The 15,188-nt window shown below is 68.6% G+C and carries 11 protein-coding genes and 1 pseudogene; 3 read left to right on the plus strand and 9 right to left on the minus strand.

What is annotated here, in order from left to right; translation table 11 throughout:
- Positions 1-56 precede the first annotated feature (56 nt).
- Positions 57-1,742 carry a cellulase family glycosylhydrolase gene (locus SK571_RS05740; protein WP_319982972.1) on the plus strand — a complete coding sequence of 562 codons (1,686 nt, stop codon included), beginning with the start codon at positions 57-59 and terminating at the stop codon, positions 1,740-1,742.
- A 53-nt stretch (positions 1,743-1,795) separates the two neighbouring features.
- Here SK571_RS05740 and SK571_RS05745 read toward each other — a convergent pair whose 3' ends face one another.
- From SK571_RS05745 to SK571_RS05755, 3 genes are all read right to left on the minus strand, one after another.
- Positions 1,796-3,274, minus strand: coding sequence for a glutamate--cysteine ligase (locus SK571_RS05745; protein ID WP_319982973.1), 1,479 nt, complete (start codon positions 3,272-3,274; stop codon positions 1,796-1,798).
- 100 nt (positions 3,275-3,374) lie between these two features.
- On the minus strand, positions 3,375-4,019 hold the full coding sequence (locus SK571_RS05750) for a 4'-phosphopantetheinyl transferase family protein (protein ID WP_319982974.1): 645 nt from the start codon (positions 4,017-4,019) through the stop codon (positions 3,375-3,377).
- Positions 4,020-4,838, minus strand: a complete 819-nt coding sequence (locus SK571_RS05755; RefSeq protein WP_319982975.1) for a metallophosphoesterase family protein — start codon at positions 4,836-4,838, stop codon at positions 4,020-4,022.
- Between the two features lie 611 nt (positions 4,839-5,449).
- On the opposite strand from SK571_RS05755, the pseudogene SK571_RS05760 reads away from it, so the two are divergent.
- Positions 5,450-5,845 (plus strand): annotated as a pseudogene (locus tag SK571_RS05760) (transposase); the annotation flags it as partial.
- A gap of 505 nt (positions 5,846-6,350) precedes the next feature.
- Complete coding sequence (locus tag SK571_RS05765; protein ID WP_319982976.1) at positions 6,351-7,331, plus strand: RNA-guided endonuclease InsQ/TnpB family protein; 981 nt, start codon at positions 6,351-6,353, stop codon at positions 7,329-7,331.
- 54 nt (positions 7,332-7,385) lie between these two features.
- Here the strand turns inward: SK571_RS05765 and SK571_RS05770 are convergent, their stop codons facing one another.
- The 6 genes from SK571_RS05770 to SK571_RS05795 all read right to left on the minus strand — a co-directional run bounded on the left by SK571_RS05770 (position 7,386) and on the right by SK571_RS05795 (position 15,187).
- Positions 7,386-8,561: a sensor histidine kinase gene (locus SK571_RS05770; protein WP_319982977.1), complete on the minus strand. Its 1,176-nt coding sequence runs from the start codon at positions 8,559-8,561 to the stop codon at positions 7,386-7,388.
- Between the two features lie 33 nt (positions 8,562-8,594).
- The gene (locus SK571_RS05775; protein WP_319982978.1) at positions 8,595-10,337 is read right to left on the minus strand and encodes a sodium/solute symporter; all 1,743 of its coding nucleotides are present in this window, start codon (positions 10,335-10,337) and stop codon (positions 8,595-8,597) included.
- Positions 10,334-10,735 (minus strand): hypothetical protein, encoded by a 402-nt coding sequence (locus tag SK571_RS05780; protein ID WP_090068971.1) that lies wholly within the window; start codon positions 10,733-10,735, stop codon positions 10,334-10,336. Before SK571_RS05780 ends, SK571_RS05775 begins: the two co-directional genes overlap by 4 nt.
- Positions 10,732-11,637 carry a LytR/AlgR family response regulator transcription factor gene (locus SK571_RS05785; RefSeq protein WP_319982979.1) on the minus strand — a complete coding sequence of 302 codons (906 nt, stop codon included), beginning with the start codon at positions 11,635-11,637 and terminating at the stop codon, positions 10,732-10,734. Before SK571_RS05785 ends, SK571_RS05780 begins: the two co-directional genes overlap by 4 nt.
- Before the next feature lie 360 nt (positions 11,638-11,997).
- Positions 11,998-12,285 (minus strand): hypothetical protein, encoded by a 288-nt coding sequence (locus SK571_RS05790; protein ID WP_319982980.1) that lies wholly within the window; start codon positions 12,283-12,285, stop codon positions 11,998-12,000.
- Positions 12,286-12,700: 415 nt separating this feature from the next.
- Positions 12,701-15,187, minus strand: coding sequence for a DEAD/DEAH box helicase (locus tag SK571_RS05795; protein ID WP_319982981.1), 2,487 nt, complete (start codon positions 15,185-15,187; stop codon positions 12,701-12,703).
- Between the last annotated feature and the right edge of the window lies 1 nt (position 15,188).

Raw genomic sequence — 15,188 nt, forward strand, 5'->3', positions numbered from 1 at the left:
CTTCTTAACTAAATCGCCGCCGCGCCCTGCTGTCCCCCTCACACAGGAGGCACCCTGTGGCCAGATCCCTGTTGTTGGTCGTCCCGGCAGCGTTGACACTCGCTGTCGTCCCGGCCGTCGCGGTCGCCGCTCCGGTCCAGTACCAGGCGGAGAGCGCGACCATCTCCAACGGCCTCGTCGAGTCGAACCACGCCGGCTTCACCGGCTCCGGCTTCGTCAACTACGACAACGAGGTCGGCAGCTCCGTCGAGTTCACCGTCAACGCGGGCACCGCCGGTCCGGCGACGCTCACGTTCCGGTTCGCCAACGGCCAGACGGCGAACCGCCCGATGGACATCTCGGTGAACGGCTCGGTGGTGGCGAGCCAGTTCTCGTTCCCGAGCACGGGCGCGTGGACGTCGTGGACCACCAAGTCCACGACCGTCACCCTGAACGCGGGCTCGAACAAGATCAAGACCGTCGCGACGACGGTCAACGGCGGCCCGAACCTGGACCGCGTCGACGTCGACGCCCAGTCGGGCACGCCGGACACCGCGCCCCCCTCGGTTCCCGGCAGCCTGCGCTCGACCGGCACCACGGCGTCCTCGGTGTCGCTGGCGTGGAACGCGTCCACCGACAACGTGGGCGTGACCGGGTACGTGCTGTCCAACGGGCAGACCGCGTCCGGCACCACGCACACGGTCACCGGTCTCACGCCGGACACCGCGTACACCTTCACCGTGCAGGCGCGTGACGCGGCGGGCAACCTGTCCGGGGCGTCGAACTCCATCTCGGTGCGCACCCAGCCGGGCACGCCCGGCGGCACCAGGCCGCACGACATCAACGGCCTGCTGCGCGTGTGCGGTGTGCAGCTCTGCAACCAGTACGGCAAGCCGATCCAGCTGCGGGGCATGAGCACGCACGGCATCCAGTGGTACCACCAGTGCTCCAAGTCCCAGTGGTGGGACGCGCTGGTGAACGACTGGAACGCGGACTTCATCCGCGTCGCCATGTACATCCAGGAGGACGGTTACGAGACCGACCCCCGCAAGTTCACCGACATGATGCACGGGTACATCGAGGAAGCCACGCGCCGTGGCATCTACGTCCTCGTGGACTGGCACCAGCTCTCGCCCGGTGACCCGAACTACAACCTGTCGCGCGCCAAGACGTTCTTCACGGAGATCGCCAACCGGCACAAGGACAAGACGAACATCATCTACGACATCGCCAACGAGCCGAACGGCACGTCGTGGGCGAGCGTCAAGTCCTACGCCGAGCAGATGATCCCGGTCATCCGCAACATCGACCCGGACAGCCTCATCGTCTCGGGCACGAACGGCTGGTCGACCTTCGGCCACTCCGACGGCCAGAGCCCGTCGCAGGTGCTGAACAACAAGGTCAACGCGACGAACTTCATGTACTCGTTCCACTTCTACGCCCAGGCGCACCAGGACTCGTACCTCAGCGTCCTGGACCAGGTGTCGAGCCAGGTCCCCGTGTTCGTGACCGAGTTCGGCACGCAGGCCGCGTCCGGTGGTGGGTCGAACGACTTCACCATGTCGCAGAAGTACATCGACCTGATGGCCCGCAAGAAGATCTCGTGGGCCAACTGGAACTACTCCGACGACGGCCTGACGGGTGCGGTGTTCAAGACCGGTACCTGCTCGGGCACCACGTTCGCGGGCACCAGCGTCCTGAAGCCGGCCGGTGTCTGGGTGCGTGAGCGCATTCGCACGCCGGACAACTTCCCGACGTCCTGATCAGGTGAACGCGGCGAAGGGGTGGTCGCTGTCGCGACCACCCCTTCGTTCTTCTACGTCAACGGCCAGGTGTGCACGGGTTCGTTGGCGTGCATCAGGTCCACATAGGTCCGCAGCATCGTGCGCAGCGCGTCCGCCCGGTCCATGTGCGTGTGGTCGTAGTGCCGGTGGAACTCCCGCGCCTGCCAGGTGGCGCCGTTCACGCCGCTGAGGCACCGCTGCTCGATGACGCCCAGTAAACGATCGCGCTCCGCCGAGTCGACGCCCCACCGGATCAGTCCCTCGTGGGCGAGCGGCAGCAGACGGCGCAGCACCAGTTCGACGACCGGCACCGTGCCGACGCCGGGCCAGTACATCTGCGCGTCCATGCCGTTGCGCGAGGCGGCGTTGAAGTTCTCCTCGGCCGCCTGGAAGCTCATCTGCGACCACAGTGGACGTTCGTCCTCGGCCAGTGCGCGCACCAGGCCGAAGTACAGCGCCGCGTTGGCCAGGGTGTCCACGACGGTCGGTCCGGCGGGCAGCACGCGGTTCTCGACGCGCAGGTGCGGCCGGTCGCGCACCACGTCGTACACGGGCCGGTTCCAGCGGTAGATGGTGCCGTTGTGCAGCTTCAGCTCGCTCAGCGCGGGAGTGTCGCCCTTGTCGAGCACCGCCAGCGGGTCCTCGTCGTCGCAGATCGGCAGCAGCGCCGGGAAGTAGCGGACGTTCTCCTCGAACAGGTCGAAGATCGAGTTGATCCACCGTTCGCCGAACCACACGCGCGGCCGCACGCCCTGGGCCTTGAGCTCGTCGCCACGGGTGTCGGTGGCCTGCTGGAACAAGGCGATGCGGGTCTCGCGCCACAGCTCCTTGCCGAGGAAGAACGGCGAGTTCGCGCCGATCGCGACCTGCACGCCCGCGATGGCCTGGGCGGCGTTCCAGTAGGCGGGGAACTGCTCCGGGCTGACCTGCAGGTGCAGCTGCGTGCTCGTGCAGGCGGCCTCGGGGACGATCGAGTTCGCCGTGAGGTGCAGGCGCTCGACGCCGTCGATGGAGATCTGCAGGTCCTCGCCCCGCGCGGCCAGCACCTGCTCGTTGAGCAACGCGTAGCGCGGGTTGCCCGACAGCAGGTCGGGGGAGATGTCCTTGGGGCGCAAGGTCGGCAGGATGCCGTTGATGACCATGTGCGCGCCGACCTCGCGGGCCTTCTGCTCGGCGGAGTTGAGGCTGCGGCGCACGGTCTCCTCGAAGGCCGTGATGCCGCCGCCCGCGAGCCGGCGCGGGGCCACGTTGATCTCGATGTTCCACTGGCCGAGCTCGGTCACGAAGTCCGGGTCGTCGATGACCTGCAACGCCTCGTGGTTCTTCATCGCCGGATCGGCGTTCTCGTCGATGAGGTTGATCTCGATCTCGAGACCGGTCATCGGCCTCTCGAAGTCGAAGCGAGCCTCACGCAGCATCCGCGCGAACACGTCGAGGCAACGCCGCACCTTGGTGCGGTACCGCGTTCGGTCCTCGCGCGTGAACTCGTGCTTCGCGACGTCCTCGCCCATGGTGGCCTCCCGGCGGTCGAGGGTTCACCCCACCACTGTGCACCATGGTTGATCAATCCGACACTCGTGTGTCCTGTTCCGGAACAACAGGACAGACCCCTCAGCCGCGCGCGGGCACGGCTATGGCGGTGACGAGGAGGTCGCCCTGGACGAGCCAGCGGCCGTCGAACCCGGTGATCGGGGAGTCGGGCAGCAGGATGCGCGAGTGGAACGTGCCGTCGGGGCCGAGCGTGATGTCCGCGTCCTCGAAGCCGAGCCAGCGCCGGGTGACCGGGAACCAGGCCTTGTAGGTGGTCTCCTTGGCGCTGAACAGCAACCGGTCCCAGCAGATCTTCGGGTCTTCGGCCTTCAGATCGGCCATCCGGCCGAGCTCGGCCGGGATCGCGATCGCGCCCAGCACGCCGTCCGGCGCGGGCAGGTGCGGTTCGGCGTCGATGCCGATCGTCTCGAAGTCGCTCGTCCTCGCGAGCGCCGCGGCCCGGTAGCCCGCGCAGTGCGTGAGGCTGCCGACGACGCCGTCCGGCCACAGCGGCTCGCGCTTCGGGCCCGGCAGGATGGCGGCGGGTGCGACGTCCAGGGCCCGCATGGCCTCGCGGGCACAGGCCCGGACCGTGCCGAACTCGAACCGGCGCTTGGGCACGGCGTTGCCGAGCTGGGCCTCCTCCTCGGGGAAGAGCTCGACCGGCTCGTCGTCGTCGTACCGCTCCACCACCGCGATGGGCGAGGGAAACAGCTGTTCCAGCACTTATGACTCCCGCAGCACGTCGTGCAGCTTCACCTGGGTGGTGCCGCGTGGTTTCCACTCGCGCGGGTAACCGAGCGAGACCTCGTCGAACCGCACTCCGTCGTAGACCGTCGTGCGGGGGATGTGCAGGTGGCCGTAGACCATCTCGACCGCGTTGAACCTGCGGTGCCAGTCCGCGGTCAGCGTCGTGCCGCACCAGAGCGCGAACTCGGGGTAGCGCAGCACGAACGTGGGGTCGCGGACGAGCGGGTAGTGGTTGATGAGCACGGTCGGCCCGCTGATCCGGGCGAGCCGCTCCTCGGTCTCCCGCACGCGCGCCTCGCACCACGCCTCGCGGGACGGGTACGGGTCGGGGTGCAGGAAGTACTCGTCGGTGCACACCACGCCCGCCTCGTGCGCGATGGCGAGGGCCGACTGCACGTCCGTGGCACCCCGCGGCCGGAAGGAGTAGTCGTAGCCCAGGAAGAGCGGACAGACAGTGACCGGGCCCTTGGGGCCGTCGAACGTGACGTACGGGTCCTCTGGCGTGATCACGTCGAGGCTGCGGCACAGCTCCACGAGCTGCTTGTAGCGCACCTCGCCGCGGGACTGGTTGGTGTCGTCCTTGGTGGTCCAGAGCTCGTGATTGCCCGGCGACCAGATCACCTGGCCGAACTTCGGGCGGAGCGTCCGCAGCGTCCATTCGATCGAGTCGAACTTCTCCGCGACGTCCCCGGCGATGATCAGCCAGTCAGCCGGGTCCGGCGGGGTGATCGCCGCCACGACGTCGCGGTTGTCCTGGTAGGAGACGTGCAGGTCGCTGGTGGCCAAGAGCTTCACGCCTCGACGGTATCCGGGGCGTCAACGACGGATCATCACCGGGATGGAGCGATCGCGACGCCACCCGATCGTGAGAGCGGTACCACGACCGGTTATCCGTTCGTCGCAGACAGTGCACCACTCGTCTCAACAGGGCGAGCCGCGCATCGCCACGGCGCAGCCGCTCATCGCCTTTTATGGCCTACGTACTTACCTGTTTTCGCCCTGCCTTCTTACTGTGAGCGCTGTCACCTGACGGAAAAGTCCTGGCGGAGGACCACACCATGACCGACTCGCAGTTCGCTCGCACCCCGGACCCGCGCCTCGCGCGCCAGGTCCCGCCCCGTCAGGTCCCACCGCGCCAGGTCCCACCACGCCAGGCGGCCGTGACCCAGACCCCGGTCCGCTACGGCCAGCCGGTGGACCCGCGCCTCGTGGGCAACCCGTCGTTCCGCCGCACGGTAGGCGCCGAGATCACGCGCCACGCCCAGCAACACCAGGCTTACGCCGTCCCCCAGCGCCGCACCACGGCCGAGGACACGGCCCTGGCCACCCTGCTCCGCTCCCGCCAGCGCGCCGAGTCCGCCCGCCAGGACCCGCGCCCCGCCGACATGACGCCCCGGGACTCCTGGATGCGCACGTCCGCGTGGCCCTCGGAGCAGGAGCCCGGCCGCGGTGACGTCATCGAACAGCTGTCGGCCCGCCTGGTGTCCGCGAACCTGTGGGCCGTCGTCGAACCGCTGATCCCGCCGGCCAAGGTCCGCCGCCAGGGTGGCGGGCGTGGCCGGGTCTGCAACCGGTCGGTGTTCACCGCCATCGTGTTCGTGCTGACGTCCGGGTGCGCTTGGCGGCATCTGCCCGCTTCGTTCGGGGTGACTGTGCCCACTGTGCACCGGCGGTTCCAGGAGTGGACCGATCTGGGGCTTTGGGTCCGGCTTCGTCGTGCCGCGGCTGAGGGGGCCTGTGGGACCGACGAGTTGGACTGGGTTCGGGCGGTGTTGGACGCTGCGGATCGTCGGGCTGCCAAGGCTGCCGGCTGAGGCTGGTTTCTGGCTTCGCCGGAGTCACCCTGCGGAAGGGTGGCTCCGGCGTTTTCGTGGGTCTTCGAACTTGGCGTGGCACGGAAACGGATCAAGGACCCGTGCGGTCACCACGGCCTCCGGTGGAGGCCCCAGTGTTCAAATCGGGGAGGATTCTGGACTTCGCCAGGAGTGTCCTGGCGGAGTTGGGACGGTCCAAGCACTCGGTGTGCAGGCGGGCGGTCCTGCGTGGTGGTCGTCATGGTGCTCCCGGTAGGTTGTGGTTGGTGCGAACGGCGTACAAGTGCCGGGCTTACCCGAACCCTGAGCAGGCTGTGGTGTTGAACCGCACGTTCGGGTGTGTGCGTCTGGTGTGGAACAGGACTTTGAGTGAGCGGAACCACCGTTACCGCGCGGAGGGTGCGCGTACCTCGTACCGGCAGACCGATGCCGCGTTGACCGGGTGGAAACGCACGGGGAACTCGCGTTTCTGTCGGAGGTGTCGTCGGTTCCGTTGCAGCAGACGTTGCGCCATCAGCACACCGCGTTCGGCAACTTCTTCGCCGGGCGGGCCCGCTTGCCGAGGTTCAAGTCCCGTACCGGGCGGCAGAGCGCGCATTACACCCGCTCGGCGTTCCGGATGCGTGAGGGTGTGCTGACACTGGCCAAGACCAGCACGCCGCTGCGGTTCGTGTGGTCTTTCGGCGAGGTGGACCTGGCCTCGTTGGAGCCGACGATGGTGGTGGTGTCCCGCGAGCCGGACGGACGCTGGTATCTGACGTTCGCCGTGGACGCTGATACGCCCGCCCCGGCCGAGCCCGCCGACCATGCTGTCGGAGTCGATCTCGGTTTGACCGACTTGCTGGTGACCAGTGACGGTGAGCGGATCGCGAATCCGCGGCATCTGGTTCGCAAGGCCCGCAACCTGGCCCGCTATCAACGACGGATGGCTCGCTGCGAGCGTGGTAGCGGCAACCGCTGCAAGGCCAGGGCCAAGGTCGCCCGTGCGCATCGCAAGGTCCGCACCGCCCGGCAGGATTTCCTGCACCGCACCACCACGGCTCTGGTGCGTTCGGCCGACGTGATCGCGATCGAAGACCTGTCGGTCAGGAACATGGTGCGCAACCGCCACCTCGCCCGTGCCATCTCCGACGCGGGCTGGGGCGAGTTCCGCAGGCAGCTGGAGTACAAGTGCGACCGGGCCGGCCGCACGCTGGTCGTGATCGACCGCTGGTTCCCGTCGAGCAGGACTTGTTCGGTCTGCGGGCACGTGCTCGCGCAGCTTGCTTTGTCCGCCCGGCACTGGACGTGTCCGGGCTGCCGCACCCGGCATGACCGGGATCTCAACGCGGCGAAGAACATCCTTGCGGCTGGTCGAGCCGTAACCCGAAGCGATTCGGGTGATGCCTGCGGAGCTGATGTCAGACGGCAAGGGCCCTCCCTTCCGCGATCGGCGATGAAACAGGAACCCCGTGCCGTGAGGCACAGCGCGTGAGCGCTACCCGCCGCACGGCGGGTGGGAATCCCTGTCCTTTAGGACAGGGAGAAGTCAAATGTCGTTGATGCCTGCGTGGTACTTCGGCACCCGCACGGTGATCTTCGTGCCCAGCCCGCAGGCGGTCTCCACGACCAGGCCGTACTCGTCGCCGTAGACGCGCCGGAGGCGTTCGTCGATGTTGCCCAGGCCTATTCCGGCGGACTCGTCCACCTGGCCGGCGAGGGTGCGGCGGAGTTTCTCCGGGTCCATGCCGATGCCGTCGTCCTCGATCGTGATGTGGGCCTCGGCGCCGCCGTCGTTCGCGTAGATCTGGATGTGGCCCGGCTCGACCTTGCCCTCCATGCCGTGCCGGACGGCGTTCTCCACCAGGGGTTGCAGGCAGAGGAACGGGACCGTCACCGGGAGCACCTCAGGTGCTACCTGCAGCGTCACCTTCAGGCGTTCGCCGAAGCGGGCTCGTTCGAGGGCCAGGTACTGGTCGATGGAGCGGAGCTCCTCGGCGAGGGTGGTGAAGTCGCCGTGGCGGCGGAAGGAGTAGCGGGTGAAGTCCGCGAAGTCCAGGAGCAGGGTTCGGGCCCGTTCCGGGTTGGTGCGGACGTAGGAGGCGATGGCGGAGAGCGAGTTGTAGATGAAGTGCGGGGAGATCTGGGCTCGCAGGGCGCGCACCTCGGCTTCGACCAGGCGGGTTCGGGAGCGGTCCAGCTCGGCCAGTTCCAGTTGGCCCGCCGCCCAGCGGGCGACCTGGTTCGTCGCGCGGACCAGGCCCGCGGAGGCCTCGCGGGAGTAGGCGGCCAAGGTGCCGACCACGCGGCCCTCGACGGTCAGGGGAGCGACCACGGCGCAGTTGATCGGGCAGTTCGGTTCGGTGCAGCCTATGTCGAACGCCTGGGTGCGGCCGGTCAGGAAGACGTCCTCGGCCTGGGTCATGGCGTCGGCCGCGTGGTGGTCGGAGACGCCTTCCCAGGCGACGACCTCCGTTTCGTCGGTCAGCGCCAGGGCGGGGGTGTCCAGCAACGTGCGCAGGTGGCGGGCCGACTTCTTCGCTGCGTCCGGGACCAGGCCCGCGCGCAGCGGGGGTGCGGCGGACCAGGCCGTGTGGAGGGTTTCGTAGGTGACGCGCTGGGCCTCGGTCGAGAGCGACTGCTTGTTGCGCGTGCCCCGCCACAGGACGAGGACGGCCGCTCCGCCGACGATCAGGATCGCGGCGGCGGTGAGGAAGTCTTGCATGGGCGCGTCACCTTCTAGTGGTGTGGCTCGACACTAGCTTCGCTCGTCGGCCGAGGAGGAGCCGGAGCCGTCCAGCCCGAGGTTCTCGGGCGCGTGGAGCTTGACCATCGTGCGCTGCACTCCCGAAGGCAGGTACCGCGGGGTGAGCAGCGAGACGACGTACATCACCGTGAAACCGAGCGGGACCGTCCACGCGGCCGGGCGCGACAGCAGGATCTCGTACCAGGCGTCACCGGTGTCGGTGAACATCGTGACGAGACCCGCGGTCAGCGCCGGAACGCCGCCCGCGAGCATCCCGGCGATGGCACCGGCCTTCGTGATGCGGCTCGACCAGATGCCCAGCATCAGCAACGGGCACAACGACGACGCCGCCACCGCGAACGCCAGGCCGACCATGTCCGCGACCGGCATACCGGTGGAGATGAACGTCATCGCCAGCGGCACGAGGCCCGCGAGCACCGTGGAGATCCGGAAACCGCGTACGCCGCCCAGGCGCAGCACGTCCTGCGACAGCACGCCCGCCAGCGACACCACCAGGCCTGAGGACGTGGAGAGGAACGCCGCGAAGGCGCCACCCGCCACCAGCGCGCCCAGCAACTGGCCGCCGACGCCTTCGATCATCCGCGTCGGCAGCACGAGCACCACGGCGTCGGTCTGGCCGGTCATCAGCAGTTCCGGTGTGTACAGGCGGCCCAGGGCGCCGTACATCGGTGGCATCAGGTAGAAGACGGACAGCAGGCCCAGCACGATCAACGTCGTGCGGCGCGCGGCGGTGCCGTTCGGGTTCGTGTAGAAGCGCACGATCACGTGCGGCAGGCCCATGGTGCCCAGGAACGTCGCGATGATGAGCGAATACGCGCCGTACAACGGGAAGTCCTGGCCGCTCGACATCGGCAGCGACCACATCTCGTTGGTGTTGTGCGCCATTGTGGACAGATGGGGGACCGGCGCGTCCTTCGGGAACGTGAACTCCGAGCCCTGCCCGATGCGGTGGTAGCCCTCGGGCAGCACGACAACGGTGTTCTCGACGCGTGCGCCGTCGATCTCGCCGGTGCCCCTGATGGAGATGAACGCGTCGGCGTGGATCGTGGTCGTGCGCTGGAACGCGACCTCGGTGTCCTGCCGGAAGACCGGGTACTCGGGCTTGGTCAGCGACTCGGATCCGTGCACCTGCCACGCGACGATCAGGAACACGATCGGCACGGTGATCGCGGTGAGCTTGAGCCAGTACTGGAACGCCTGCACGAACGTGATCGACCGCATCCCGCCCGACATCACGTTCACGGTCACGACCATCGTGACGATCAGCGCGCCCACCCAGTCCGGCGCGCCCGTCACCGTGTTCAGCGTCAGGCCCGCGCCCTCCAGCTGGGGCAGCAGGTACAGCCAGCCGATCGCCAGCGCCAGGATCGACGCGACCGCGCGCACGCCGCGGGACCGGAAGCGGGCCTCGGCGAAGTCGGGCAGCGTGTAGGCGCCGGACCGCCGCAGCGGCGCCGCGACCATCGTCAGCAGCACGAGGTACCCGGCGGTGTAGCCGACCGGGAACCACAGCATGTCCGGCCCGTAGGCGAAGATCAGCCCGGCGATGCCGACGAACGACGCGGCCGAGAGGTACTCCCCGCCGATCGCCGAGGCGTTCCACCACGGCGAGACGGTGCGCGAGGCGACGTAGAAGTCGGACGTGGTGCGGGAGACGCGCAGTCCGTAGGTGCCGACCAGGATCGTGCCCAGTGCGACGACCAGCACCGCCACGATGGCGTAACCACTCGTCATGGACGTTCGACCAGCTCCGCGAACTCGCGTTCACTGCGCTCGGCCTGCCGCACGTAGAACCAGCCGGCCAGCAGCAGCATCGGGCACGTTGCCACGCACAGCAGGAACCACGGCAGCCCGAGCCCGAGGATCCGGAACTTGCCGAGCTCCGGCTCGATCGCGAACAGCAACGGCAACAGGGCCAGGGCCCCGGTCGCCACCAGGCACACCGACAGGCCCAGCCGCCGCTGCGCCCGGATCAGCGTGCGCATGTAGACGGCGCCGAGCTCGCTCTGCTCGTTGATCTCGCGCGTGCCCGAGTACGGGCGGCGCGCACGGGGCGCCCGCGTGCGCGGGCTCGTCACCACCACGCGCTGGGTCGGTTTCGGGTCCGGCCGCCGGGGTGGTGGCGTTGTCACGACCCGAGCCCGTTCCTCGGTTGCAGAGCACCGGCGGGCTGACCCGCGACGGGAGTGGGCCGGGCGCGGCGGACCAGCAGCTGCCGCAGGTGCCGGGCGTGCCGGCGGCTGACCGGCAGCACCGCGCCGCCGATCGTGACGCTCAGGTGCCCGTCCTCCAGGCGCAGTTCGTCGATGTGGCCGAGCGAGACCAGGTGGCTGCGGTGGATGCGGACGAACCCCGCGCTGCGCCAGCGCTCTTCCAGGCCGTTCAACGCCGCGCGCACCAGACCGCTGCCGGTCGCGGTGTGCAGGCGGGCGTAGTCGCCGTGCGCCTCCACGTACCGGATGTCGGCGAGGCGGATGAACCGGGTGACGCCGCCGAGCTCGACGGGGATGACCTCGTCACCCATCTCCGGCGGCGTGGAGTTCGCGGGCTGCGCCGGAGCCGGGGTGGCCGGCTCGGTGGCGGTCTTCGAGTCCCAGACCTCGTGCACGATGCGGTGCACGGACTCCGCGAGCCGTTCCGGGCGCACGGGCTTGAGGAGGTAGTCGAGCGCCTTGAGCTCGAACGCCTCCACGGCGGGCTGCTGGTGCGCCGTCACGAACACGACGGGCGGCGGCTGCGCGAACCGCGAGAGCACGCGGGCGAGGTCGAGACCGTCCAGCCCCGGCATGCGGATGTCGAGGAACACCGCGTCCAACGGCTGCCCGGCGTCCATCGCGCGGTGCAGCACGCGCAACGCCTTGGTGGCGTCGGTGACCGCTTCCACGTGAGCGATGCGCGGATCGGAGCGCAACAGGTAGACGAGGTCTTCCAGCGCGGGTGCCTCGTCGTCGACGGCGAGCACCCGCAGCGAGCGCTCGAGGCTGCCACGTCGATCCGGCCCCTCGCAGATGGGGCAGGGCAGACCTGAGGTCATTCGAGATCGAGTCCAAACTGTGTACGGCCGATCCTCACGTGGCGGCGATTAGACCACGCTCGGTCATCGCGCGCCTGGTGAGCCGAGGGCGTCGGATACGCGATCATGCCCCCTCACGGAGGGTGACCCGCCGCGGGGGTCCGGTTGCACAGCGTGTGTACGACGAGTGCCCCCTCCCGCCCCTGAAACCCCGAACGGGCGCATCATCCGCCAGGCGGAGGACGTGCGGAAACCCTCCGATCGGGTGTGTCTCGGGTGGGAGACCGGTGCCGTTATCACGCAGCGTGCAGTTGCCTGGTCAGGCCAGTCACGTGGTTTCGTCGGCGAACGACCGGCTCGGCGGAGGGAGGTAAGGCGCTCTCAGGGCTGCCGGATCGCGCGGGGCTGGGCCGCCAGCGCGTCACCGAGCGTGATCTCCAGCTCGATGAACGACTCCTCGGCACGACGGGCGGCCACGCTCACGGAGGCGGCGGCGGCCGGGCCGATCAGTCTGCGGGTGGGCGCGCGCAGCGCCTGGATCGCCTCCGACCACTGGTTCGAGAGCTTGGCGAGACCGCTCAGCGTGTCCACGAGCTCCTCGGTGTTGTCCGGCGGTGACGCGATGATCTCCGCCAGCCGGTCGCGCAAGGCGTCCAGTGCCGGGTCCACGGATTCCTCCAGACGTGCTGCGCCAGAAATTTCCCCCACTGGGCACCACCATATCCCGACCGTTGTGGTTCGGCGCAATGATGTTGCACCGAGGAGACCGCCCGGTCAATCGATTGCGCATTCCGTCTCAACTGGCACTCGTCTCAACTGGTGCGCACTTGTGGTGACCGGCTGAAATGAACGCGTTTTCGGTGTTTAGCCTGCTTCACGACACCGCGTCGGTCTTCGTGCCTGGTAGAACAGGTCGCCGTTGGACCGAACGGTGTGTCCTGCGTCGCATGAATCACGGCATTGAGTTGCGCGGCCGGGGGACTTCCCAGCCGGCGTATTAACTCTTCAGCTGTAATGCGGCGCGGCGTGCTCGGGCCGAGTTCAGTCGTTCGGTTCAAGAGGAAATAGCGGCTGGTTCCGCGGACTACAGCCTGCCGACGTCCGTGATCGTCACGACCGCCTCGCCGAGTTCGTCGGACGCGGCCAGGTCGACCTCGGCGTTGAAGCCCCAGTCCTTGTCCCCGGCCGGGTCTTCGAAGATCTGCCGGCACACCCAGCGCTCGCGCTCGACGTTGATGATCAGGAACGCCGGGCCGCGCGCGTTCGGGCCCGCGCCGATGTCCGAGTGCTCCTCGAAGTACGGCTCCAGCGCGTCCATCCACTCCTTGGCCGTCCAGCCCGACTCGTGGTCGAGCTCGCCCAGCGAGTACCAGTCGCGCTTGGCGGCCAGTTCGACGCGGCGGAACAGCGCGTTGCGGACCAGGACGCGGAACGCGCGGACGTTGCGGGTGACCGCGGGCGGCAGGTCGACGCGGACCTCCTGCTCGGGGGCGTCCGGGTTGGTGAGCTTCTCCCACTCGTCGATCAGCGACGAGTCGACCTGGCGGACGAGCTCGCCCAGCCACGAGATCAGGTCGTTGAGCTCCTCGGTCTTCGCCTCGTCCGGCACCGTCTGCGACAGCGTCTTGTAGGCGTCGGCCAGGTACCGCAGCACGAGGCCCTCGGAGCGCGCCAGGCCGTAGAACGCCACGTACTCCGTGAACGTCATCGCGCGCTCGTACATGTCGCGCACGACGGACTTGGGGGACAGGTTGTAGTCGTCGACCCACGGGTGGCCGCGGCGGTAGGTGAACATCGCCGCGTCGAGCAGCTCGACGAGCGGCTTCGGGTACGTGACCTCGTCCAGCAGTTCCATCCGCTGGTCGTACTCGATGCCGTCGGCCTTCATGGCACCGATCGCCTCGCCGCGCGCCTTGTGCTCCTGCGCGCCCAGGATCTGCCGCGGATCGTCCAGAATGGACTCGATCACCGACAGCACGTCCAGCTCGTAACCCGGCGCCTCGCGGTCGAGCAGCTCGATCGCGGCCAGCGCGAACGGCGACAGCGGCTGGTTCAGCGCGAAGTTGAACTGCAGGTCGACGGTGAGCTGGAAGTCGTCGCCGTGGCGTTCGACGACCCCCGCCGCGACCAGCGCCCGGTACATCGCGAGCGCGCGGCGGATGTGCTTGAGCTGCTTCGGCCGGTCCTCGTGGTTGTCCTCGAGCAGGTGCCGCATGGCCTGGAACGCGCCACCGGCCGGACGGCCGATCACGTTCAGCAGCATCGCGTGCGAGACCTGGAACGACGAGGTCAGCGGCTCCGGCTCGGCGCCGACGAGCCGTTCGAACGTCGACTCGCTCCACGACACGAACCCGTCGGGAGCCTTCTTGCGCACGACCTTGCGGCGCTTCTTCGGATCGTCGCCGGCCTTCGCCAGCGCCTTGATGTTCTCGACCTCGTGCTCGGGTGCCTGCACGACGACCGTGCCGACGGTGTCGTAGCCCGCGCGGCCCGCCCGTCCGGCGATCTGGTGGAACTCGCGCGCCTTCAGGATGCGTGTGCGCGTGCCGTCGTACTTCGACAACGCCGTGAACACGACCGTGCGGATCGGCACGTTGATGCCGACGCCGAGGGTGTCCGTGCCGCAGATGACCTTCAGCAGACCGGCCTGCGCGAGCTGCTCGACCAGGCGGCGGTACTTCGGCAGCATGCCGGCGTGGTGCACGCCGATGCCGTGTCGCACCAGCCGTGACAGCGTCTTGCCGAACCCGGACGAGAACCGGAAGTTGCCGATCGTGGCGGCGATCTGCTCCTTCTCCGGCTTCGTGGCGACGTTGACGCTCATCAGCGACTGCGCGCGCTCCAGCGCGGCGGCCTGCGTGAAGTGCACGACGTAGATCGGCGCCTCACGGCCGTGCAGCAGGTCCTCGATCGTCTCGTGCAACGGCGTGGAGACGTACTGGAAGTTCAGCGGCACCGGGCGCTGTGCCGAGCGGACCACCGCCGTCGGCCTGCCGGTGCGCCGGGTCAGGTCCTTCTCGAAGAACGAGACGTCGCCCAGCGTCGCCGACATCAGCAGGAACTGGGCCTGCGGCAGCTCGACGATCGGCACCTGCCAGGCCCAGCCGCGGTCGGGCTCGCTGTAGAAGTGGAACTCGTCCATGACGACCTGGCCGACGTCGGCCGTGTGGCCGTCGCGCAGGGCGATGTTCGCGAGGATCTCCGCGGTGCAGCAGATGATGGGCGCCTGGTCGTTGACGCTGGCGTCGCCGGTCATCATGCCGACGTTCTCCGGCCCGAACACCTCGCACAGCGCGAAGAACTTCTCCGAGACCAGGGCCTTGATCGGCGCGGTGTAGAAGCTGCGCTGGTTCGCCGCCATCGCGACCAGGTGGGCGCCGATGGCGACCAGGCTCTTGCCCGACCCCGTGGGCGTGCTCAGGATGACGTTGGCCCCCGAGACGAGCTCGATGACCGCTTCCTCCTGCGCCGGGTACAGCGCGAGGCCGCGCTCGGTCGCCCAGTGGGAGAAGGCGTCGAACAGTTCGTCTTCGTCGGCGATCGAGGTGAGCCGGTCCGTGAGTGCAGTCATC

The sequence above is a fragment of the Lentzea kristufekii genome (genome assembly GCF_033949925.1).
Lineage (GTDB): Bacteria > Actinomycetota > Actinomycetes > Mycobacteriales > Pseudonocardiaceae > Lentzea > Lentzea kristufekii.

Excerpts from the sequence above, each read along its gene's own strand:
- SK571_RS05745 (WP_319982973.1), bottom strand. The coding sequence starts at position 3,274 with ATGGGCGAGGACGTCGCGAAGCACGAGTTCACGCGCGAGGACCGAACG.
- SK571_RS05770 (WP_319982977.1), bottom strand. The coding sequence starts at position 8,561 with ATGCAAGACTTCCTCACCGCCGCCGCGATCCTGATCGTCGGCGGAGCG.
- SK571_RS05775 (WP_319982978.1), bottom strand. The coding sequence starts at position 10,337 with ATGACGAGTGGTTACGCCATCGTGGCGGTGCTGGTCGTCGCACTGGGC.
- SK571_RS05785 (WP_319982979.1), bottom strand. The coding sequence starts at position 11,637 with ATGACCTCAGGTCTGCCCTGCCCCATCTGCGAGGGGCCGGATCGACGT.
- SK571_RS05795 (WP_319982981.1), bottom strand. The coding sequence starts at position 15,187 with ATGACTGCACTCACGGACCGGCTCACCTCGATCGCCGACGAAGACGAA.